Origin of the sequence: Knoellia pratensis (assembly GCF_042666395.1) — a bacterium.
Taxonomy (GTDB): Bacteria; Actinomycetota; Actinomycetes; order Actinomycetales; family Dermatophilaceae; genus Knoellia; species Knoellia pratensis.
This window is the reverse complement of the sequence record NZ_JBHTDJ010000004.1, coordinates 108,448-129,422: the sequence shown is the minus strand read 5'-3', so window position 1 is coordinate 129,422 and position 20,975 is coordinate 108,448. Positions and strand designations below refer to the sequence as shown.

Genomic DNA, 20,975 nt, shown 5'->3' with positions numbered 1-20,975 from the left:
AGGCCGGGCGTACGCTTGTCCGTGTGACTGTCGCACCCGAAGGACGTCGTCTTCTGCGCGTCGAGGCCCGCAACGCCGAGACCCCCATCGAGCGCAAGCCCGAGTGGATCCGCACCACCGCCAAGATGGGCCCGGAGTACACCCAGCTCCACTCGATGGTGAAGAAAGAGGGTCTTCACACCGTCTGCCAGGAAGCCAGCTGCCCCAACATCTTCGAGTGCTGGGAAGACAAGGAAGCGACCTTCCTCATCGGCGGTGACGTCTGCACCCGCCGTTGCGACTTCTGCGACATCGCCACCGGGCGCCCCACCTTCCTCGACCTCGACGAGCCGCGTCGCGTGGCCGAGTCGGTCCAGCAAATGGGTCTGCGCTACTCCACCGTCACCGGTGTTGCGCGTGACGACCAGCCCGATGGTGCCGCCGGCCTCTACGCCGAGACGATCCGTCAGATCCACGCCCTCAACCCCAACACCGGTGTCGAGATCCTCCCGCCCGACTTCGGCGCGAAGCCCGAGCTCGTCAGCCAGGTCTTTGACGCCCGTCCCGAGGTGTTCGCCCACAACCTCGAGACGGTGCCGCGCATCTTCCGGCAGATCCGCCCGGCCTTCACCTACGAGAAGTCGCTCAAGGTCCTGTCGATGGCCCGCGAGGCCGAGCTCGTGACGAAGTCCAACCTCATCCTCGGGATGGGCGAGGAGGACCACGAAGTCGAACAGGCGATCGCGGACCTCCATGACGCCGGCTGCGACATCCTCACCATCACGCAGTACCTCCGCCCCTCGAAGCTGCACCACCCGATCGACCGTTGGGTCAAGCCCGAGGAGTTCGTCCACTGGAGCAACGTCGCGCAGGACATGGGCTTCAAGGGCGTCATGGCCGGGCCGCTCGTGCGCTCGTCCTACCGCGCGGGACGCCTGTGGGCCACCGCCATGTCGAAGTGGGGCCGCGCGATTCCCGAGCACCTGTCGCACCTGGCCCAGGCTGCAGGCGACCCCGCCCGTCAGGAAGCGGCGTCGTTGGTGGCGCGCTCCGCGCGAGCCGTATCCTGATCTGAGCATCAGGGCGTCTCACGGCGCCATCCGACAACGCAGGAGCACGCACCTCGTGGCCAAAGAGACCACCGACGAGAAGAAGCCGGGCCGGTTCGCCGAGATCCGTCAGGCCTACAAGGCCATCAAGCAGCTCGACGCCAAGATCGGCTGGGCGATGCTGCTGGCTGCCCTGGTCACCTTCGCGGTGATCGTGGGGATCGGGTTCCTCCTCGGTGGCATCTGGCGCTGGTACCTCATCATCATCGCCATCCCCGCAGCGCTCCTGGCGGCCGTGTTCGTGATGAACCGTCGCGGCAACAAGGCCATGTACGGCGCACTCGAGGGTCAGGCGGGCGCTGCCGGCGCCGCGCTGCAGAGCATTGGCAAGCGCGGCTGGTACGCCTCAACCGAGCCGGTGGCCGTTGACGCCAACCGTGCCGCGAAGGCCAGTGACCTCGCCGGCGCCGCAATGGTCTTCCGGGCGCTGGGTCGGCCCGGCATCGTTCTCATCGGCGAGGGCCCCAAGCAGCGCGCCCTCAAGCTCCTCAAGGCCGAGGAGAAGAAGGTCAACCGGGTCGCCCCCGGCGTGCCGGTCCACCTCTGGGTCATCGGCAACGGTGACGACGAGGTCAAGGTGAGCAAGATCAGCTCCAAGCTCACCCGCATGCGTCCGGTCCTCACCAAGGAGGAGGCCTCGGTCGTCAACAAGCGCCTCAAGTCCCTCGGCGGCCTGCGCACCGGCGTTCCGGCCGGGATGGACCCCACTCGCGCCCGCGTCGACCGCAAGGCGATGAAGGGCAAGTAGCCACACGTGGCGCGAATCTGCCTCGCTGTCACGGTGATCGTGGCGGTTGGCGTCTCCACTCGATGGTGGGACACGAGCGGTGCCCGTCTGCCGGTCGTTCAGGCGGCCTTCCCTGTCATCGGACTGGCCGCCGTGGCCTGGGCCGTCCTGCTCGTCGTGCTCCTGCGACGCAAGATCGTCTTTGCCCTGCCCGCCCTCGCCGTTGCTCTCGTACCGGTCGCCCTCGCCGCATCCGCGATGGGCGCGAGCACGGTTGCGCCCACTGACAACGACGAGGTCATCGCTGCGAGCAACCTCGAGTTCGGTCGGGCAGACCCTGAGGAGATCGTCGAGCACATCCGCGCGCTGGGCGTCGACACGCTGGTCCTCACGGAGCTCACACCCGATGCTGCCGACGCGATCGATGCGGCCGGCGCGTCCGAACTTCTCCCTCACCGCGTCGGCTCACCCCAACTCGGCGCGGACGGCACCGTCATCCTCAGCCGACACTCCCTGAGTGAGGTCTCCGCCGAGCACGTACCCGGACTCTTCGACCAGCCCGTCGCCATCGTTCAGGCGCCCACCGGTGACTACGTCGTGCGAGCGATGCACCCCTACCCGCCGACGCCGAACCTCGTGCGCGGGTGGCACCGTCAGCTGGGCGAAGCCGCCGACTGGGTGGCCGAGCAACCCGCTCAGACCCCACTTGTTCTCGCCGGTGACTTCAACGCGTCGCAGGCCCACCCGGCATACCGACGTCTCGCCGAAGGCCTGGTCGATGCCCAGCGGGCGGCGGGATCCGGCTGGGTTCGCACGTGGCCCCAAGGCAGCAGCATTCCTGCCTTCGTCCAGCTCGACCACGTGCTCGTCCGTCAGGGCGAGGTTGTCGATGCTGGTTCGTCCACGGTGGCAGGGACCGACCATGCCCTCGTCTGGGCACGGCTCGCGCTGGATGGCTGACCGACCACCTTCCGGAATGCCGTGGCCCTTCGTGGGTGGTCAGGTCTAACGTGCGGCGTATGCCGTCCGCCACCACCGTTGCCGCGTTCGCCGGAGCGTCACTCCTGCTGATCCTCTTCCCCGGCCCGGCCATGCTCTTCCTCGTGGCCCGGGGCGTCGCTGGTGGTCGACGCGTGGGAGTCATGTCGGCACTCGGTGTCGAGTCCGCGACCGCGACGTTCGTCGTCGCCACCGCCCTCGGGCTCACCGCCGTCCTGGCCACGTCGGCCATCGCACTCTCCGTCGTCAGGTACGTCGGAGCGGGATACCTGATCTGGCTCGGCATTGGGGTGCTGCGCACGCGGGGCGCAACGACGACGGTCACTGCCCCAGTCGTCACGGCCCGACCGAGTGACTGGACGAACTGGCGTCAGGGCTATCTCGTCGGGATCGCCAACCCCAAGGTGGCGCTGTTCTTCCTCGCCTTCTTCCCGCAGTTCCTCGACCCGGCCCGCGGCTCGATGACCGGCCAGATCCTCGTGCTCGGTGCGGTGTTCGTCGTGATCGGTCTCGTGTTCGACGCGAGCTACGGCGCGCTCGCCGGCACGATCTCGACCCGACTGAGCGCACGACGCGAGAAGAAGTCGACCAAGGGCAGGATCGCGATCGGCCTGACCTACATCGGTCTGGGTGGCTTCACCGCTGCCACAGGGTCACGCACGCTCTGATCCCCAGGACCGCGTCTGCGTCAGCGTCGGACGATGACGGTCCCGGCCGCTGCGTCGTGGAAGCCACGACCGTTGCGGTCACTGAGGATCGCCGGGATGAACAGGCACAACAGGGCGGTCCGGATGACGACCTGCAGTGGGAACGACCCCGGTCGCACCTGGAGGACCTGCAGGCCCAGGAGCGCCTGCCCCGGCGTCGCTGCGAACGCCGTGATGCTGAGGACGTTGATCACCGCGAGAACCCCGAGCGGCACGAACGACTGCGCTCCCCCGGCCCCCAATACAGCCCCGAACGCGAAGTGCGAGATGAGCTGGGCGAGGATCCAGTCCACGAGCAGACCGAGGGCGCGCCGCCACAGCGGAGCCATCGACCCGGGACCGGAAGCCGGCATGCCAAGGAGCTGACCGGCATACTCCGACGTTTGTTCCGTGCTCACCGTAGGACTGTATTCGCTCTCACTGCGGACGCCGATGACGGGTCCGCGCCGCCTCTGGCAGGGTGTAACACCGGTGAAACATTCGGGTCATGGTCGGGAAACCCCCTGCATCTAGGGTTGCGATCGTGCCCGGGCGCCACCCGCCCTTCCCCTTTGCCTAGGAGGCCCCACTTGTTCAGCTCTGCTGACGAGGTCCTGTCGTTCATCAAGGACGAGGACGTCAAGTTCGTCGACATCCGTTTCTGCGATCTGCCCGGTGTCATGCAGCACTTCAACGTGCCGGCCCAGTCGGTCGACGAGGACTTCTTCAAGAATGGTCAGGCGTTCGACGGATCCTCGATCCGCGGCTTCCAGGCCATCCACGAGTCCGACATGAAGCTCATCCCCGACGTGAGTTCGGCCTACCTCGACCCGTTCCGTGAGCACAAGACGCTCATCATGAACTTCTCGATCGTCGACCCGTTCACGGACGAGCCCTACAGCCGCGACCCGCGCAACATCGCGGCCAAGGCCGAGGCCTACCTCAAGTCGACCGGCATCGCCGACACCGCCTACTTCGGTGCCGAGGCCGAGTTCTACGTCTTCGACGACGTGCGCTTCGAGACCAAGGCCAACGCGTCCTACTACTACGTCGACTCCGTCGAGGCCGCGTGGAACACCGGTCGCGTCGAGGAGGGTGGCAACAAGGGCTACAAGACCCGCTACAAGGGTGGCTACTTCCCCGTCCCGCCGGTCGACCACTTCGCTGACATCCGCGACAACATCTGCCTGAACCTCGAGAAGGTCGGCATCAACGTCGAGCGCAGCCACCACGAGGTCGGCACCGCCGGTCAGCAGGAGATCAACTACCGTTTCGACACGCTCCTCGCCTCGGGCGACGACATGATGAAGTTCAAGTACGTCGTCAAGAACACGGTGTGGGGCATCGGCAAGACCGCGACCTTCATGCCGAAGCCGATCTTCGGTGACAACGGCTCGGGCATGCACACGCACCAGTCGCTGTGGAAGGACGGCGAGCCGCTCTTCTACGACGAGCGCGGCTACGGCGGCCTCTCGGACCTCGCCCGTTGGTACATCGGCGGCCTGCTCAAGCACGCCCCCGCGGTGCTCGCGTTCACGAACCCGACGGTGAACTCCTACCACCGTCTCGTCCCGGGCTACGAGGCTCCGGTCAACCTGGTCTACTCGGCGCGCAACCGCTCCGCGTGTGTGCGTATCCCGATCGCCGGTGACTCGCCCAAGGCCAAGCGCATCGAGTTCCGCATCCCCGACCCGTCGTCGAACCCGTACCTCGCTTTCGCGGCACAGCTCATGGCCGGCCTCGACGGAATCAAGAACCGCATCGAGCCCCCGGAGCCGGTCGACAAGGACCTCTACGAACTCCCCCCGGAGGAGCACGACGCCATCGAGCAGGTTCCGGGTTCGCTCCCGGCCGTGCTCGAGGCATTGCAGGCCGACCACGAGTTCCTGCTCGAGGGCGACGTCTTCACGCAGGACCTGATCGACACCTGGATCGAGTGGAAGACCAAGAACGAGGTCGACCCGATCCGCTTCCGCCCGCACCCGCACGAGTTCGAGATGTACTTCGACATCTGAGCAAGCCTTCATGGGGCCAGACGCGCGGCATGTCGCGCGTCTGGCCCCATGAGCATGTCTGGGGCGCGGCGCTAGGTGGCGGGGTGGGCCTGGGCCCAAGCAACGATGTCGTCGGGTTTGTTGATTGCGGTGCCGTCATCGAGCACCAGCACCGGGACGAAGAAGGACCCGGCCAGCGCATGCACCTCGCGGCGGACCCTGAACTGAAGGAACCTTGGCAGGTGCTCCTGCCCCCTGGCCTTGACCACATCAGGGTTGTGGCCGGCATCGACCAGCGCTTGGTGGGCCTTGTGGCAGTCGTGATGGTCGTTGCCGTTGGTGCTCCAGCAGATGTACAGCTTCATCGGGATCCCTCTCCTGGGGTTCCAGCTGCCCGGGCAATCAGTTGGCGCTGACGACGTCCTGGCCGTCGGCGGTGGCAGCGTTCTCGTCGACGGCTTCGACTGCAGCAGTGGGCTCGACCTCCGCGACGGGGCGGCGGTCAAGGTGCGCTCCAGCAATCATGCAGCGCACCGAACCACCGGCGAGCTCGATCGTCGGGATGTCGACGGCGACGATCTCGCAGGACTCCTCGATGACGGCGATCTGGTCGGGGTGCAGGCCGTACTTCGACCCCTGACGGAGCCTGCGGAGTCAGATGTCGAACGAGGACACAGTGACATCTGATCCCACGGACCGCTGTCCTGCGGACCTTCCGCAAAAGGGCGCCTGACCTTGGCGGTTGCCTGTGGCACCCGTCGTCGGCAGGCGTCCTCTTGCCTTCAGCTGTCGGTGCCTGGTGGGCCACGACCGCCGCCATCACCATCTACCACAATGGCGGCATGACGACGACGCAGCGCGACATCCTCATCGACGAGCTCTCCGAGGCGGGGGCACACGTGGTCTCACGCGGACTGGTCCAGGCCAGCGGTGGCAACCTCTCGGCCAGACTGCCCGGAACGGACAGGTTCATCGTCACCGGCACCGGCACTTGGCTGGACCGCCTCGTGCCCGACGACTTCGCAGTGATGACCCTGGCCGGAGAGTGGGTCGACGGTGCCGAGCGGGCCTCGGCGGAGTGGAAACTGCACCAGCGAACGTATGCCGCGCGCCCTGACGTCGCCGCGATCGTGCACCTGCACCCCCAGCACGTCCTGCTGGTCGACATGCTCGGCGCACCCATCCGCTTCACCACGTTGGACCACCAGTACTACCTCGGCAGCGCGGGTCGGGTGCCGTTCCTGCCCTCAGGGTCGGACGCCATAGCCGACGCCGCTGCGCAGGCCGCACTTGAACACGACGCTGTCGTGCTTGCCCACCATGGGTGCTCCACCCTGGGCGACTCAGTGGCCATGGCCCTGCGCCGTGCCCTCAATCTCGAGGAAGCGGCCACCATGACGTATCGCCTGCTCCGGGCCGGCGACACCACGACCACGTTTCCCCCCGAGTGGAAGGACAACATCCTCACTGCTTGAGCCACGAAGTGGCCCACGGTGCTCCCCAGCTTCATCCGTGCAAGAAGGAACTCAGCGCTTCGGGGCGACGGTGGCTCGTGCCAACATGGCGAGGTCACTCCCTGAGCGAGGCTCGGCGACCCCTCGCTCCGTGCTCACCGCATCGACAAGGCGGGCCGGGGTCACGTCGAAGGCGGGGTTGAAGCCCTGTGTCCCCTCTGGGACCACACGTATGCCTGCCCAGCGGGTCACCTCGTCGCCGTCCCTCTCCTCGATCTCGATCTTCGAGCCGTCGCTCATCGAGAGGTCGACCGTTGACCACGGCGCCGCCACGATGAAGGGGATGCCGGCGTCCCGGCACGCAAGGGCCACACCCAGCGTGCCGATCTTGTTGGCGGTGTCTCCATTCGCCGCGATCCGGTCGGCGCCGACGACCGCGAGGTCGACCAGCCCTCGCAGAATGGTCGAGGCGGCTGCGGAGTCGGTCTGCACGACGTGGGGGATGCCCTCCCTCGCCAGCTCGTACGCAGTCAGCCTCGCGCCCTGGAGCAGCGGCCTGGTCTCGTCGGCGTAGACGACCTCGACACGGTCGCGCGCATGCAGCTCACGGACCACCCCGAGCGCCGTGCCCCAGCCCGAGGTCGCAAGGATGCCGGCATTGCAGTGGGTCAGCACCCGCAACCGGGGCCGATCGATCCGCTCGAGCAGCCAGTCCGCGGCAAGCCTGGAGAGGTGTCGGTTGGCGGCCTCGTCCTCATGAGCCAACCTCAGTGCCGCCTCCAGAACGGCCCCACGCCCGGCGGCCATCAGGGGCAGCACTTCGTCGACACCCCAGGCCAGGTTGACCGCCGTCGGGCGCGCGTGCCGCACCCGGTCAACGGCCGCCAGAAGGCCTTGGTCGTCCCAGCCCTCTCGGGCCGCCTCGTCCATCGCGACCACCACGCCCAGCGCGCCGGCGACACCCAGCGCTGGGGCCCCGCGCACCGCCAGCTCGCGGATCGCGGTCACGAGGTCGTCTGTGCACTCCACTGTGCGGAATTCGGTGCGCAGCGGGAGCAGGGTCTGGTCGAGCAGACGCACCGCACCTGTCCGGTCACGGCCGGCAGTATGGTCCCACTCAATAGCGCGGATGGTCATGCCCCCACCCTAAGCACGCCCCGCCCTCAGGCCTCGACGAACAGGTCTTGGCCGTCGGCGGTGGCAGCGTTCTCGTCGATGGCTTCGACTGCGGCAGTGGGCTCGACATCCGCAACGGGGCGGCGGTCGAGGTGCACTCCAGCAATCATGCAACGCACCGACCCACCGGCGAGCTCGATCGTCGGGATGTCGACGGCGACGATCTCGCAGGACTCCTCGATGACGGCGATCTGGTCGGGACGCAGGCTGCGACGGGCCCGGGCCGACATGGCCATGATGTAGCGACGCTTGCCCTCGGCCGTGCGTCCGCACAGCTCGACCGCGTTGCCGGCGAACTCGCGGATCTGCTCCTCGGTGAGTTCGACGATGGTGCGGCCGGTGACGGACAGGCGTTCGCGGACCTGTTCGCGGCGCTGCGCGTCGGGGATCATCTCGAGGGCGATCATGGCGACGTCGGTGCCGATACAGGCGATGACGTTGGTGTGATAGACCGGCACGCCGCCGGAGTCGATGGCGTCGAAGGCCATGGGCTCGTAGCCGAAGTCGGTGCAGAACCGTTCCAGGACAGCGATGTCGGCCCGGTGGCTGCGGGCCGTGTAGGCCACCCGCGACACGTGGTCGAGGACCATCGCGCCGGTGCCCTCGAGGAAGATTCCGTCGGGCTCGAGGCCTGAGTAGTCCACGATCGCCTGGACGCGGTAGTCGGACTTGAGCAGCTCGAGGACGTCCGCGCGACGCTCGTGGCGACGGTTCGAGGCGTACATCGGGTAGACCGCGACGTAGCCGCCGGCGTGGGTGGACAGCCAGTTGTTGGGGAACACACTGTCGGGGCGGGTGTGGTCCTCGTCGGAGAAGACGTGGACCCTCACTCCGGCAGCCCGCAGGGCGTCGGCCAGAGCGTCCATCTCGGCCAGGGCGGTGGTCGAGACGGACTCACCGGCCTGCCCAGAGGGCACGTCACGCTGGAACGCGTTGTCAGCCGCGGTGGCGGGATTGGGCATGAACCGTTCGGCACGGATCAGGATGACAGCGGAAGGGGCCTGTGCACTCACGCACGGAATCTAGACCATCGGGGCGTCAGTCTCCGACTCCGCACCCGCGACAGACCCCCTCCTGTGCTCGAGCGGTCAGAAACCGCCGCCGAAGTCGCCGCCTCCACCGAAGTCGCCGCCTCCACCGAAGTCTCCACCCCCACCGAAGTCACTGCCGCCTCCAAAGTCACCACCAGTGTCGCCACCGCCGGTGTCGGCTGCTCCTGCGTCGCCCGAGTCTCCCGACTCAGCCCCGCCTGCGTCGGAGCCGGAATCCGACCCCGCGTCTGTGCCGGACTCGCCGGCCTCCGCGGCCTCGGGTGAGGAGCCGTAGTCGCTGAAGAGTGCGTTGGCAATGGTCGAGCCGATGACGACACCGGCGATGGTGCCCATCATCGAGCCCATGATCGACCCGCCCATGCCCCCACCGGCGAACGAGCCACGGCCAAAGGTCCGCTCGAGCGTGCCCGGCTCGCGCATCTCGGCGCGAGTCGCAGCCCGGGCCAGGTCCTGGGGCTCAGCGCTGGCGGGCGCCTCCCCCGCAGGCGCCGACTGGGTCAACCCGGTCAGGACCTCTTGACGCTGCTCAGGGGTCAACTTCGAGAAGGCCTCGGCGTGCACCTGCTCGAGCGCCTCGGGCGGTGCGGTCCGAAGGAGGTAGCGATAGCGGGCGACGGCACGGTCGTCCTCGCTCGCGGCACCACCTTGGGGTGCGGTCTGGCCGAACGGCTGTGCACTCCCCTGTCCCGGCTGGGGATCAGGCGAGGACCACGATCCGCCGCCGGCGCCAGGTGCTGATGCCTGTTGCTGCGGCACGCGGCCGAGCAGCTTGTCGAGAAATCCCACAGGTCCTCCTCAGATCGGGCCGGGCCGATGCCGCGACCTGTTCCCAGCATGCCTCACCCGGGCCTCAGCGGGTCAGCGCCAACGACCCCAATGCGACGAGCCAGCTGACGAAGCTGCCCACGAGGAAGTACTCGGTCACTTCGTCGATCCCGTCGCCCTTGACGCTGGTCTTGTCGTCCTTGGCCGACTGCAGCTCGGGGAAGCGGATGAGCCCCTTGGCCGCAATGACGATGCTGGCCGCGGTGATCTGACCGGCGAGCCCCAGACCGAGGATGAACACGCGCTCCATGGGGCCGAGCAGGCGACCGCCCTTGAGCTTGTCGGACGGCTGGGTCTGGTTCACTCGACCCGCATTTGCGGAGGGCCGCAATGCCCCGACGCTGACCAGAACCAGTCGCACGATGACGTTGCCGGTCGCGAGGTTGGTCACGAAGAAGCCCGCGACGAGCAGCAGTCGTTCGACGCTGAGGTGGTCGGAGAAGGGCAGGTCGGCCCAGCTGAGCCAGTCACCGAGGAGACCACCAGGAGTGGACGCCAGTCCAGACAACGCGACCAGCGAGAGAGCCGTGACCGCGAGCAACAGCAGCGCCTCGACGTGGCCGCCCCCGCGACTGAGCGAACGCTCGGACAGTGCCACCCATCCGGCGAGCGGCACGAGCGACGCAACGAGGGCGACGACGTCGGCGGTTCCGGTGAGTCCCGCCAGCAGTCCGAGGGCGACGAGCGCGAGGCCGCCGGCCGGAACGGCCCATCGCCGCACGAGAGGGTGGTCGACCGCACGGAGGAGGTCAGTCAGCCCCACTCCGAACAACCACACGGCCAGCCACGTCATCGCAGGTCCTTGAGCAGGTCATGGCAGCGCACGATGACGGCCAGCCCGTCGGCCCGCACGCGCTGGGAGACCGCAGAGGGCGTGATGCTTTCGGCCGTGGCCAGGTCACGTTGTGTCATGCCGTCCAGGAGTCCCTTCAGCAGTCGCCCTGACCGCTCCGACAACGAGCCAACCATGTGGTCCTGACAGAGGAGGGCAGCGTCGACGGCGAGTGCCGTTCCGGGATCGTCGGGCTCGCCTTCGGCCAGCCGGTATGCCGTGTGCACGTGTTCCAGCGCGGCTCGCGTTGCGAGCTTCTCCACGTCGACGATGGCCTCACGGGCCGCCCACCACCCCGGCCCGTCCTTGATTCCTCGAACCTGGTCGAGCGTCGTCGTCGCTCCCCTTCCCAGGCCGTAGCGGCTCTCCGCGGCGGGACGCAGCGCCAGCCGCGTTCGCAGAGCGGCGTCAAGGGCGGCACCGAGGTGGGGATAGACGCCCTGGAACTCGTCACCTACCGTGATCTCGAGAGGTTCGACGTGCTCGACCCGTTGGTTGGTGTCGGCAAGAGCCCGCTCGAGGGCGCGATGGAGCGCCCTGCGGTCCTTGCTCTGTCGTGACGCGACGACGTCGCCGATGAGGACGACAGGCGAGAGCTGAATGTGGACCATATCCAGATCATACCTTCATCTTCCACAAATCAAGATGAATGCTTCATTTCTTGACAATGAAGCACCGCGCTGAACCGTGCCGAAGGACGGACCTGCTTGCGCGTCTTGCCATGCAACCCCACACAACGGGTTCATGATGGAGAGACGAACCCACATCGGTTCGTGACGACGGGGCCCACGGTCCCGGGCCTGCGAGGTTCCCGCCGCCTGATCCACCGTCCACTGGAGGAATCATGAGCGGCATCACTTCACCCACCCCCATCGCAAGGATCGTCGCGGGCATCGACGGGTCCGCCCACGGCTGGGCCGCGCTCACCTGGGCCGCGGAGCAGGCCAGCGACCTCGGGATCCCTCTGCACCTCATCCACGCCTTTGCTCCGGACATCCCGATGCTCGGCTTCGGCAGCACCGACCAGACCTCGATCCGGGCCGAGGGCAAACGCCTCCTTGCCACGGCCACCGCCCGGGCCCACGCCGTCGACTCGAAGCTGGTCGTCACCACCTCCCTGCCACCGGGATTCGCCTCGCGCGCCCTGGTGGGTGTTTCTCGTGACGCGACCATGGTCGTCCTCGGAGCCGTTGGTCACGGGTTGCTCAGCCGGGCGACCATCGGAGCTGTCGCGCAGCAGGTCGCTGCACACGCCAGCTGTCCCGTCGTCATCGTCGGGCACGAGGACCACAGCGAGGCCAACCATCACCGGGTCGTCGTCGGAGTCGACGGCTCACCCCCGTCAATGGCCGCTCTGCACACCGCTTTTGGCCATGCGGCAACCCGAGAGGCGGAGCTCGTCGTCGTGCACTCCTGGGAAGCCAAGGGACCCGAGGACCCGACTCTTCAATCGGACTCGAGCTGGCCGGCATACGAGAGCCACCTCGAGCAGGCGGTCACCCGCGCAATCGCCACGAAGAGCACGCAACACCCCTCGGTCAAGGTCCGCCACTCGGTCGTCCGCAGTGCCCCCGTTGCTGCCCTCATCCAGGCGGCCGACACAGCCGACCTCGTCGTGGTCGGCGCGCGTGGCATCGGAGGCTTCCCCGGCCTCCACCTCGGATCAGTCTCGAACCGACTCCTCGGCCGCACGGCCTGCCCGCTCGTCGTGGTTCACTCTCGGGAGGCGTGAGGTCGCAGCAAGCTGGTCGAGCACGAAGGCCCACTCCCACGCGACCTGCTCCCACGCGGCATAGCGACCGCTGCGACCACCGTGCCCGGCCGCCATCTCGGTGCGCAGCAGGACCGGTCGGGTCGCCGGATCGTTGGTCACGGTCGCGCGGAGCCGGGCCACCCACTTGGCCGCCTCGGTGAAGAAGACGCGGGTGTCATTAAGGCTCGTCGTCGCAAGAATGGCCGGATAGTCCTGTGCCGCAACGTTTTCGTACGGCGAGTAGGCCTTCATGACGGCATAGACCTCGGGGTCCTCGAGCGGGTTGCCCCACTCCTCCCACTCCCCCACCGTGAGCGGCAGGTCCGGTCGCAGGATCGTCGTCAGCGCATCGACGAACGGCACTGCGCCATGAGCGACCCGGAACCGATCAGGTGCGAGGTTCACCACGGCGCCCACGAGAAGACCTCCGGCCGAACCGCCCTCGAGCCCGAGCCGGTCGGGAGCCACCCACCCGAGCTCGATGAGCCGATCGGCGCAGGCGACGGTGTCACTGAATGTGTTGGGCTTGGCGAGCAGCTTGCCCTGGTCGTACCAGTGGCGACCCATCTCGCCGCCACCGCGCACGTGCGCCGTCGCGTGGACGACACCCCGATCGAGGAGCGAGAGCCGGGCCACCGAGAAGTAGGGATCGCTCGAATGCTCATAGGCGCCGTATGCCGTGAGGAGGCCCGGGTGCGTTCCGTCCGGTTCGACGTCGACCCGGTGGACGACGGAGATCGGGATGAGGGTGCCGTCGGCCGCTGTTGCCCACTCGCGACGCTGGACGTAGTCCGAGAGGTCGACGTCGCCGAGGACCGGCTGCTGCTTGAGGACCGTGCGCTCCCCCGTCGCCAGATCGAGGTCGAGGACGGTGCGTGGCGTCACGAACGACTCAAGGACGACCTGCAGCACCGACTGCCCGGGCTCAGGGTTGTCGCCCAAGCCAGCCGAGTAGATCGGCTCGTCGAAGGTCACCGGAACCGGTGCGGCATACCCGGATTCGCTGGTTGGGTCGACCGGGAGCAGGGACAGCGACGAGAGCCCTTCGCGGCGCAGCGACAGGACTGCGACCTCGTCGAAGGTGTCGACTCCGAGGAATCGTTCGCCCGCGCCAGCCGCGAGGAGCGGCCGCCACTGCTCGTGACTCGTGGCGTCAAGGGGCGCCCAAGCGAGGTCGGAGTCGGGATTGTCGGTGTTGTGGACGATGAGAAGTCGGTCAGCGGCGGGCTCGACGTCGTACTCGACGCCATCGCGCCGGGGAGCGACGATCCGGAAGTCGGCCTCGGGCGTCGTCGCGTCGAGGAGTCGCACCTCGGACGTGGTCTTGGACCCGAGAGCCAGGATGAGCCAGCGGTCGTCACGGCTCGAACCGACACCCATCCAGAACCGCTCGTCGAGCTCCTCGTGGACGAGGACGTCCGTGGTCGGGTCAGCACCCACGACGTGGCGCCACAGTTGGTGGGGTCGCCAGGCTTCATCGACCCGCGTGTAGAAGACGGTGCCCCCGTCGTGGGAGAACTCGACGCCGTAACCGATGCCGGTGAGCGCGTTGTCGAGTGTGTCCCCTGTCGTGAGGTCGCGGACGACGAGGTCGAAGCGCTCGTCACCACTGGTGTCCGTCGCGAAGGCGAGCCGGGTGTGATCGACACTCACGCAGAGCGCGCCGATCGAGAAGAACTCGGACTCACCGGCCTCGACATTGCCGTCGAGCAGGACCTGCTCATGGTCGGGCGTCTGGTCCGAGGCCACCACCGGGCGCACCGCGGGGTCGGTGACCGGCACGCGGGCCTGGATAGCGTACTGCTGCCCCTCAACCGTGCGCGAGTAGTACCACCACGGACCGGACCGCACCGGGACGGAGAGGTCGGTCTCGAGAACGCGCGACTTGATTTCGCCAAAGATGCTGTCCCGCAACGATTGGAGCGCTTCGGTGCGGGCGTCGGCGTACGCGTTCTCGGCGGCGAGGTAGGCCCGAACCTCGGGATCCTCACCGTCGCGCAGCCACTCGTAGGGGTCGACGACCCGGTCGCCGTGGTGCTCACGAAGGTGTTCGCGGATTGCTGCAGCGGGCGGGGTCGGCAGGGCCGACACTGCTTGCGGATCCGGCGGGGTCGACTCAGCCACCGGTGAGACACCTCGGACCGAGGAGGACCTTGAGGTCGCCGAAGAGCGACTCACTCGCGTTGACCCGCAGGCCGTCGTCGAGCCTGATGAGGGTCGCCCGTCCGGGCTTGGTCAGCTTGAGGTGCACCTCGGTCGTGCCGGGGTGGTTGGCGAGGACGCCCTTGAGCTCCTCCATGCGACCGGTCGTGGCCCGCATCGTGTCGAGAGTGACGATCACCGGACCGCGCGGGCCCTCGGTGATCTCGGGCAGCGTGAGCTCCTGCGCATAGATCGACACCGAGTCGTCGCGACGGTTGACCTTGCCGCGCACCACGGCGACGACGTCCTGCTGGAGCATCGTCGACACGGTGAGGTAGGAGCTGGGGAAGAACAGGCACTCGACGGCGCCCTCGAGGTCCTCGACGGTCGCGATCGCCCAGAGGTCACCCTTCTTGGTGCGTTTGATCTGCAGGCCGGTGATGAGACCGGCGACGGTGACCATGGTGCCCTCGGGCTTGCCATCCTCCGCGCTCAACGTCGCGATGGCGGTGTCAGCGTGCTGCTGGAGGATGTGCTCGACGCCGAACAGCGGGTGGTCGGAGACGTAGAGGCCGAGCATCTCGCGCTCGAACGTCAGCAGCGTCGACTTGTCCCACTCCACCGTCGGCACGGAGGTGAGGCCCATCATCGTCGCGTCCCCACCGGCGCCGTCGCCGCCCTCGTCACCGAAGGCACCGAAGAGCGAGTCCTGGCCGATGGCCTCCTGGCGCTTGATCGAGACGAACGCGTCGACGTACTCCTCGTGGATGCGCAGGAGTCCGGCGCGCGACTCCCCCAGCCCGTCGAAGGCGCCGCCCTTGATGAGCGACTCGATGGTGCGCTTGTTGCAGACCACGGCGGGGCACTTGGAGAGGAAGTCGCGGAACGAGGTGAACGCGCCCTTCTCCTCGCGGGCCCCGATGATCGCCTCGACGACGTTGTGTCCGACGTTGCGGATCGCGGCCATGCCGAACCGGATGTCGGTGCCGACGGCGGCGAACCGGGCGACGGAGTCGTTGACGTCGGGCGGGAGCACCTTGATGCCCATGCGACGGCACTCACCGAGATAGAGCGCCGACTTGTCCTTGTCGTCGCCGACGCTCGTGAGCAGACCGGCCATGTACTCGGCCGGGTAGTTGGCCTTGAGGTAGGCCGTCCAGTACGAGACGAGCCCGTATGCCGCAGTGTGGGCCTTGTTGAACGCGTAGTCCGAGAAGGGGACGAGGACGCCCCACAAGGCTGCGATGGAGGCCTCATTGAAGCCCTTGGCCTTCATGCCGTCCGAGAACGGGACGTACTCCGCGTCGAGGACTTCCTTCTTCTTCTTGCCCATGGCGCGACGCAGGAGGTCGGCGTTGCCCAGGGTGTAGCCCGCGAGCTTCTGGGCGATCTCCATGACCTGCTCCTGGTAGATCACCAGGCCGTAGGTCGTGCCGAGGATCGGCCCGAGGGCGTCGATCATCTCCTGCTGGAGCTTGCCCTTGAGCTGGGGATCAAGTGGCGTGAGCTCCTGCTTGCCGTTCTTGCGCAGGGCGAAGTTGGTGTGCGCGTTGACACCCATCGGCCCGGGTCGGTAGAGCGCGAGGGCCGCGGAGATGTCCTCGAAGTTGTCGGGCTGCATCAGCTTGAGCAGCGTGCGCATGCCGCCGCCGTCGAGCTGGAAGACGCCGAGCGTGTCGCCGCTCGCGAGAAGGCGGTAGGTCGCCTTGTCGGTCATGTCCTTGGACAGCGCGTCGAGGTCGAGGTCCTCGTTGCGGTTGGTCTTCACGTTCTCGATGGCGTCATCGAGGATCGTGAGGTTGCGCAGGCCGAGGAAGTCCATCTTGACCAGCCCGAGCGTCTCGCACGTGGGGTAGTCGAACTGCGTGAGGATCTGCCCGTCCTGCAGGCGCTTCATGATCGGGATGACGTCGATGAGCGGCTCGCTGCTCATGATGACGCCGGCCGCGTGCACACCCCATTGTCGCTTCAGGCCCTCGAGCCCCTTGGCGGTCTCGACGACCTCCTTGAAGTGCGGCTCGGTCTCGACGAGGGCGCGGAACTCGTTGCCCTCGGCATAACGCGGGTGCTCGGGGTCGTAGATGCCCGACAGCGGCACGCCCTTGCCCATGACGTCGGCGGGCATCGCCTTGGTGAGCTGGTCGCCCACGTTGAACGGGTGACCCATGACGCGGGCCGAGTCCTTGACCGCCTGCTTGGCCTTGATCGTGCCGTAGGTGACGATCTGCGCCACCCGGTCCGAGCCGTACTTCTCGGTGACGTAGCGGATGACCTCGCCGCGTCGGCGTTCGTCGAAGTCGATGTCGAAGTCAGGCATCGACATGCGCTCAGGGTTGAGGAAGCGCTCGAAGATCAGACCGTGCGGGATCGGGTCGAGGTCGGTGATGCGCATGGCGTAGGCGCACATGGAGCCAGCGCCAGATCCACGACCAGGGCCGACGCGAATGCCGTTCTCCTTGGCCCAGTTGATGAAGTCGGCGACGACGAGGAAGTAGGACGCGTAGCCCTTGGACGCGATGATGTCGACCTCGTAGTCGGCCTGCTTCTGTGCGTATGCCGGCACGTCGCCTTCGAAGCGCGCGTTCAGTCCGCGCTGCACTTCCTTGACGAACCATGACTCCTCGCTCTCGCCCGGGGGGCACGAGAACCGCGGCATGTAGCGGCCCTCACCCTCGGTGAAGGAGACCGCGCACATGTCCGCGACGAGGAGGGTGTTGTCGCACGCTTCGGGGAACTCACGCCAGGTGTGGCGCATCTCCGCGGCGGACTTGAGGTAGTAACCGTCGCCGTCGAACTTGAACCGGTTGGGGTCCATGAGCGTCGAGCCGGACTGGACGCACAGGAGGGCGCCGTGGGCGGTGGCATCCTCGGGATAGGTGTAGTGGCTGTCATTGGTGGCCAGGAGCGGCAGGTCGAGCTCCTTGGCCAGCCGCAACAGGTCCTTGATCGTGCGGCGCTCGATCTCGTTCTGGTGGTCCATGACCTCGCAGAAGTAGTTCTCGGCGCCAAACAGGTCGCGGTAGTCGCTCGCCGCCTGCTTGGCCAGGTCGTACTGACCCAGTCGTAGCCTCGTCTGGATCTCACTCGACGGGCAACCGGTCGTGGCGATGAGGCCCTTCCCGTGCGCGTCGAGCAGCTCACGGTCGATGCGCGGCCACTTGGCGTAGACCTGATCGAGCGACGCCTGGCTGTCCATCCGGAAGAGGTTGCGCAGGCCGTCGTTGTTCTTGGCCAGCAGCGTCATGTGCGTGTAGGCGCCCGAACCGGAAACGTCGTCACCCTGACGGGTGCGCTCGTCCCCCCACTTGACGCGGGTCTTGTCGGTGCGGTGCGTGCCGGGCGTGATGTAGGCCTCGAGCCCGATGATCGGCTTCACGCCGGTGCCCTGTGCCTTGCGCCAGAACTCGTGTGCGCCGTAGAGGTAACCGTGGTCCGTCATGGCGAGGGCCGGCATACCCAGTTCGCCCGCACGATTGAACAGGTCGCCGATTCGGGCCGCCCCGTCGAGCATGGAGTACTCGGTGTGGACGTGCAGGTGGACGAAATTGTCCTTGCGGTCCGGGACTGGGGAGGAGGTGGTCGACGACATCGTGGACCATCCTAAGTCGCTGCGCCGACACCCATGAGCGCCGCGCCAGTGTGTGAAGGAAGTGGCCCTTGGGACTACAGTGTGGTGCCGTCAGCGACGGCTGAACCGCCGCGCAACCACCAGCCAACAACCGCTCAGAGGCGGTCGAGGGCCGCCTGCAGGTCCGCCGGGTACTGGCTCTCGAAGGTGACCCACTCGCCGGATCCAGGATGCTCGAAGCCGAGTCCCACGGCGTGCAGCCACTGGCGCTCGAGCCCCAGCTTCTTGGCCAGCGTCGGGTCCGCACCGTAGGTCAGGTCACCGACGCAGGGGTGGCGCAACGCCGAGAAGTGCACGCGGATCTGGTGCGTGCGACCGGTCTCCAGCCGGATGTCGAGCAGGCTCGCGTAGCGGAAGGCCTCGATCAGCTCGTAGTGCGTCACCGCGTGCTTGCCGGACTCCATGACCGCGAACTTGTAGTCGTGCCCGGGGTGGCGCGCAATGGGCGCGTCGATCGTGCCCACGAGCGGATCCGGAAGCCCCTGCACGAGCGTGTGATAGGTCTTGTCGACCCGACGCTCCTTGAAGGCGCGCTTGAGCACCGAGTAGCCACGCTCGCTCTTGCAGACGACCATGAGGCCGGACGTGCCGACATCGAGACGCGAGACGATGCCCTGCCGCTCGCTCGCACCACTCGTGGAGATGCGGTAGCCGGCCGCGGCCAGGCCACCGAGGACGGTCGGCCCGGTCCAGCCGACGCTGGGATGAGCCGCGACCCCGACGGGCTTGTCCACCACGACGATGTCATCGTCGTCATGAATGATGCTCATGCCCGGGACCGGCTCGGCGATGACCTCGAGCGTGGGGCTCGCATCGGTGCTGGGCAGAGTGAGCTCGAGCAGGTCGCCGCCGTGGACCCGGTGGGACTTGCCGACGTTGGCGCCGTTGACTGCCACGCCCCCATCGGCCGCAAGATCAGCGGCCCGGGTGCGGGAGAGGCCGAAGAGGCGCGAGATGGCGGCGTCAACGCGCTCACCCTGCAGCCCCTCGGGGACGAGCATGGTGCGGCTGTCAGACATGTTCGCCGTCCGTCGTGTCGGTGTGGTGGTTCTGGGAGGTGGTGTGGTTCTCGGAGAGGGTGTGGTTCTCGGCGGCCGCCACGTGCGGCGCCTCGGCTTCGTGCCGACCACGGGTCACTCCGTCAAGGGGTATGCCGCGCAGCGCCAGGGTCGCGCCCATCACGGCCGCGACGACGATGGCGATGTCGGCGATGTTGCCGATGAAGAGGCCGAAGTAGTCGATGAAGTCGACGACGTGACCGCGGCCGAAGCCCGGCTCACGCAGGATGCGGTCGACCAGGTTGCCGATGGCACCGCCGAGGAGCATGCCGAGCGTGATCGCCCACGCACGGTCACCGACCTGACGTGCTGCCCGCGCGACCCACACGACGATGCCGAGCGCGACGAGCGTCAGCAGCCAGGTCACACCATCCCCGAGTGAGAACGCCGCCCCCGGGTTGCGAATGAGGTTGAGGCGCAGGATCGGCCCCAGCAGGTCGCGCGGCTGACCGGGGGTCAGGGCGACCAGCGCCCAGATCTTCGACCCCTGGTCCAGGACCAGCGTGGCCAGGCCGACCCCCACGAGGAGGGCCAACAGCCGCGACCGGCCCTGGACGTGATCCGGGGCCGGCGCAGTGGTGGACGGGGGGCTGGGCGTCAGCGGCGTTCCTGTTTCGTCTTGCATGGCATGCATAGGGTCGCACGAGGTGCGGCCTGGAGACGAAGTTTGCCGATCGGCTGGCCACAGGACTCACACACTCCGTAGGTGCCGTCGTCGAGTCGCTCGACCGCGTGCTCGTTCTGCCGAAGCATCTCGCGGGCGTTGTCGGCCAGCGCGATCTCCTGCTCACGGTCATAGGTCTTGGCGCCGGCATCGGCCTGATCGTCGCCGGCACCGTCGCCGGAGTCGCGCAACAGATCGGACAGCTCAGCCTCGGCCACCTTGACCTCAGAGGTGAGCTGCGCGATGTCGGCCTCGATCTCGGCCCGCACCGCCTTGAGCTCCTTGGCGGTCCAGGGCGACTCGTCCTCCCGCACGACCAGCGACGCGTTCCTGGACGACTTCTTGGCAGGTGCCTTCTTGGCCACGGCCTTCGTGGCGGCAGCCGGCGCAGCCTTGGCCGGGTTCTTGGTGGGGGCCTTGGCGGCAGGCGCCTTCTTGGCAGGAGCCTTGGCGGCCGGCGCCTTGGCCGTGGGTACCTTCTTGGCCGGCGCCTTCACGGCAGGTGCCTTGGCCGCTGGCGCCTTCTTCGCTGCGGGCGCCGCCTTCGAGGCGGTCCTGGCCGGAGCCTTCTTCGCGGTCTTGGCCGGGGCCTTGGCCGCGGGAGCCTTCGCCGTGGAGGCCTTCCTGGCGGGCGCCTTGGCAACTCTGGACGTCGTCGCCGACGCCTTCGACGTGGCCGACTTCACTGCGGCCGAAGCCTTGGCCCCCACCTTCTTTGCCACCGCCTTCGCGGATGACGCCTTGCCGGATCCAGCCTTGGTGGCCCCCGAGGGAGCGCGCTTGGCAGCCATGCCTGTCCTCACTCGTCAACAAAGGTCGGGCCCGAAGGGCTCGACCACGTGCCGCGAGGATAAGCCCTCATGATCCGCATCACAATGCAAAACGCCACACGACCTG

General features: G+C 67.6%; 20 protein-coding genes. 7 read left to right on the top strand and 13 right to left on the bottom strand.

Annotated elements, in window-relative coordinates:
* Positions 1–23 precede the first annotated feature (23 nt).
* The 4 genes from lipA to ACFQRE_RS16715 are packed head-to-tail and all read left to right on the top strand — an operon-like array spanning position 24 to position 3,482.
* Positions 24–1,049 carry a lipoyl synthase gene (lipA, locus tag ACFQRE_RS16730; RefSeq protein WP_380124594.1) on the top strand — a complete coding sequence of 342 codons (1,026 nt, stop codon included), beginning with the start codon at positions 24–26 and terminating at the stop codon, positions 1,047–1,049.
* Between the two features lie 55 nt (positions 1,050–1,104).
* The gene (locus ACFQRE_RS16725) at positions 1,105–1,836 is read left to right on the top strand and encodes a DUF4191 family protein (protein WP_380124592.1); all 732 of its coding nucleotides are present in this window, start codon (positions 1,105–1,107) and stop codon (positions 1,834–1,836) included.
* A 6-nt stretch (positions 1,837–1,842) separates the two neighbouring features.
* Positions 1,843–2,775, top strand: coding sequence for an endonuclease/exonuclease/phosphatase family protein (locus tag ACFQRE_RS16720; RefSeq protein WP_380124590.1), 933 nt, complete (start codon positions 1,843–1,845; stop codon positions 2,773–2,775).
* Positions 2,776–2,834: 59 nt separating this feature from the next.
* The gene (locus ACFQRE_RS16715; protein WP_380124588.1) at positions 2,835–3,482 is read left to right on the top strand and encodes a LysE family translocator; all 648 of its coding nucleotides are present in this window, start codon (positions 2,835–2,837) and stop codon (positions 3,480–3,482) included.
* Between the two features lie 20 nt (positions 3,483–3,502).
* Here the strand turns inward: ACFQRE_RS16715 and ACFQRE_RS16710 are convergent, their stop codons facing one another.
* A complete protein-coding gene (locus ACFQRE_RS16710; RefSeq protein WP_380124586.1) occupies positions 3,503–3,919 on the bottom strand; it encodes an RDD family protein in 417 nt (138 codons plus the stop codon).
* A gap of 171 nt (positions 3,920–4,090) precedes the next feature.
* Between ACFQRE_RS16710 and glnA the strand changes: the two genes are divergently transcribed.
* Positions 4,091–5,515 (top strand): type I glutamate--ammonia ligase, encoded by a 1,425-nt coding sequence (glnA, locus tag ACFQRE_RS16705; RefSeq protein ID WP_380124584.1) that lies wholly within the window; start codon positions 4,091–4,093, stop codon positions 5,513–5,515.
* Between the two features lie 71 nt (positions 5,516–5,586).
* Here glnA and ACFQRE_RS16700 read toward each other — a convergent pair whose 3' ends face one another.
* Positions 5,587–5,859, bottom strand: coding sequence for a hypothetical protein (locus tag ACFQRE_RS16700; RefSeq protein ID WP_380124582.1), 273 nt, complete (start codon positions 5,857–5,859; stop codon positions 5,587–5,589).
* Between the two features lie 37 nt (positions 5,860–5,896).
* On the bottom strand, positions 5,897–6,073 hold the full coding sequence (locus ACFQRE_RS16695; RefSeq protein ID WP_380125839.1) for an arginine deiminase-related protein: 177 nt from the start codon (positions 6,071–6,073) through the stop codon (positions 5,897–5,899).
* A 263-nt stretch (positions 6,074–6,336) separates the two neighbouring features.
* On the opposite strand from ACFQRE_RS16695, the gene ACFQRE_RS16690 reads away from it, so the two are divergent.
* Positions 6,337–6,969, top strand: a complete 633-nt coding sequence (locus tag ACFQRE_RS16690; protein WP_380124580.1) for a class II aldolase/adducin family protein — start codon at positions 6,337–6,339, stop codon at positions 6,967–6,969.
* Positions 6,970–7,020: 51 nt separating this feature from the next.
* On the opposite strand, the gene mtnA is transcribed toward ACFQRE_RS16690, so the two are convergent.
* The 5 genes from mtnA to ACFQRE_RS16665 all read right to left on the bottom strand — a co-directional run bounded on the left by mtnA (position 7,021) and on the right by ACFQRE_RS16665 (position 11,444).
* Positions 7,021–8,085, bottom strand: a complete 1,065-nt coding sequence (gene mtnA / locus ACFQRE_RS16685) for an S-methyl-5-thioribose-1-phosphate isomerase (RefSeq protein ID WP_380124578.1) — start codon at positions 8,083–8,085, stop codon at positions 7,021–7,023.
* A 26-nt stretch (positions 8,086–8,111) separates the two neighbouring features.
* Positions 8,112–9,137: a citrulline utilization hydrolase CtlX gene (gene ctlX, locus ACFQRE_RS16680; protein WP_380124576.1), complete on the bottom strand. Its 1,026-nt coding sequence runs from the start codon at positions 9,135–9,137 to the stop codon at positions 8,112–8,114.
* A gap of 75 nt (positions 9,138–9,212) precedes the next feature.
* Complete coding sequence (locus ACFQRE_RS16675; protein ID WP_380124574.1) at positions 9,213–9,962, bottom strand: hypothetical protein; 750 nt, start codon at positions 9,960–9,962, stop codon at positions 9,213–9,215.
* Positions 9,963–10,026: 64 nt separating this feature from the next.
* The gene (locus ACFQRE_RS16670; RefSeq protein WP_380124572.1) at positions 10,027–10,794 is read right to left on the bottom strand and encodes a hypothetical protein; all 768 of its coding nucleotides are present in this window, start codon (positions 10,792–10,794) and stop codon (positions 10,027–10,029) included.
* A complete protein-coding gene (locus ACFQRE_RS16665) occupies positions 10,791–11,444 on the bottom strand; it encodes a SatD family protein (RefSeq protein WP_380124570.1) in 654 nt (217 codons plus the stop codon). The genes ACFQRE_RS16670 and ACFQRE_RS16665 overlap by 4 nt, the downstream gene beginning before the upstream one ends.
* Positions 11,445–11,677: 233 nt before the next feature.
* On the opposite strand from ACFQRE_RS16665, the gene ACFQRE_RS16660 reads away from it, so the two are divergent.
* Positions 11,678–12,565, top strand: coding sequence for a universal stress protein (locus ACFQRE_RS16660; RefSeq protein WP_380124567.1), 888 nt, complete (start codon positions 11,678–11,680; stop codon positions 12,563–12,565).
* Here ACFQRE_RS16660 and ACFQRE_RS16655 read toward each other — a convergent pair.
* The 5 genes from ACFQRE_RS16655 to ACFQRE_RS16635 form a co-directional block, all read right to left on the bottom strand.
* Positions 12,497–14,710 carry a S9 family peptidase gene (locus tag ACFQRE_RS16655; RefSeq protein ID WP_380124565.1) on the bottom strand — a complete coding sequence of 738 codons (2,214 nt, stop codon included), beginning with the start codon at positions 14,708–14,710 and terminating at the stop codon, positions 12,497–12,499. The two genes, ACFQRE_RS16660 and ACFQRE_RS16655, sit on opposite strands and share 69 nt — an antisense overlap.
* The gene (gene dnaE / locus ACFQRE_RS16650) at positions 14,703–18,317 is read right to left on the bottom strand and encodes a DNA polymerase III subunit alpha (RefSeq protein ID WP_380124563.1); all 3,615 of its coding nucleotides are present in this window, start codon (positions 18,315–18,317) and stop codon (positions 14,703–14,705) included. Before dnaE ends, ACFQRE_RS16655 begins: the two co-directional genes overlap by 8 nt.
* A gap of 134 nt (positions 18,318–18,451) precedes the next feature.
* Complete coding sequence (locus ACFQRE_RS16645) at positions 18,452–19,375, bottom strand: RluA family pseudouridine synthase (protein WP_380124561.1); 924 nt, start codon at positions 19,373–19,375, stop codon at positions 18,452–18,454.
* Positions 19,368–20,039: a signal peptidase II gene (locus ACFQRE_RS16640; RefSeq protein ID WP_380124559.1), complete on the bottom strand. Its 672-nt coding sequence runs from the start codon at positions 20,037–20,039 to the stop codon at positions 19,368–19,370. The genes ACFQRE_RS16645 and ACFQRE_RS16640 overlap by 8 nt, the downstream gene beginning before the upstream one ends.
* Positions 20,012–20,869 (bottom strand): TraR/DksA family transcriptional regulator, encoded by an 858-nt coding sequence (locus ACFQRE_RS16635; RefSeq protein ID WP_380124557.1) that lies wholly within the window; start codon positions 20,867–20,869, stop codon positions 20,012–20,014. The genes ACFQRE_RS16640 and ACFQRE_RS16635 overlap by 28 nt, the downstream gene beginning before the upstream one ends.
* Positions 20,870–20,975 lie beyond the last annotated feature (106 nt).

What these genes read in the sequence shown, in the direction of transcription:
- ACFQRE_RS16690 (WP_380124580.1), top strand. Translation starts at nt 6,337, where the DNA reads ATGACGACGACGCAGCGCGACATCCTCATCGACGAGCTCTCCGAGGCG.
- dnaE (WP_380124563.1), bottom strand. Translation starts at nt 18,317, where the DNA reads ATGTCGTCGACCACCTCCTCCCCAGTCCCGGACCGCAAGGACAATTTC.
- ACFQRE_RS16660 (WP_380124567.1), top strand. Translation starts at nt 11,678, where the DNA reads ATGAGCGGCATCACTTCACCCACCCCCATCGCAAGGATCGTCGCGGGC.
- ACFQRE_RS16640 (WP_380124559.1), bottom strand. Translation starts at nt 20,039, where the DNA reads ATGCAAGACGAAACAGGAACGCCGCTGACGCCCAGCCCCCCGTCCACC.
- ACFQRE_RS16715 (WP_380124588.1), top strand. Translation starts at nt 2,835, where the DNA reads ATGCCGTCCGCCACCACCGTTGCCGCGTTCGCCGGAGCGTCACTCCTG.
- ACFQRE_RS16670 (WP_380124572.1), bottom strand. Translation starts at nt 10,794, where the DNA reads ATGACGTGGCTGGCCGTGTGGTTGTTCGGAGTGGGGCTGACTGACCTC.
- ACFQRE_RS16700 (WP_380124582.1), bottom strand. Translation starts at nt 5,859, where the DNA reads ATGAAGCTGTACATCTGCTGGAGCACCAACGGCAACGACCATCACGAC.
- ACFQRE_RS16665 (WP_380124570.1), bottom strand. Translation starts at nt 11,444, where the DNA reads ATGGTCCACATTCAGCTCTCGCCTGTCGTCCTCATCGGCGACGTCGTC.
- ACFQRE_RS16635 (WP_380124557.1), bottom strand. Translation starts at nt 20,869, where the DNA reads ATGGCTGCCAAGCGCGCTCCCTCGGGGGCCACCAAGGCTGGATCCGGC.
- ACFQRE_RS16645 (WP_380124561.1), bottom strand. Translation starts at nt 19,375, where the DNA reads ATGTCTGACAGCCGCACCATGCTCGTCCCCGAGGGGCTGCAGGGTGAG.
- mtnA (WP_380124578.1), bottom strand. Translation starts at nt 8,085, where the DNA reads ATGACCATCCGCGCTATTGAGTGGGACCATACTGCCGGCCGTGACCGG.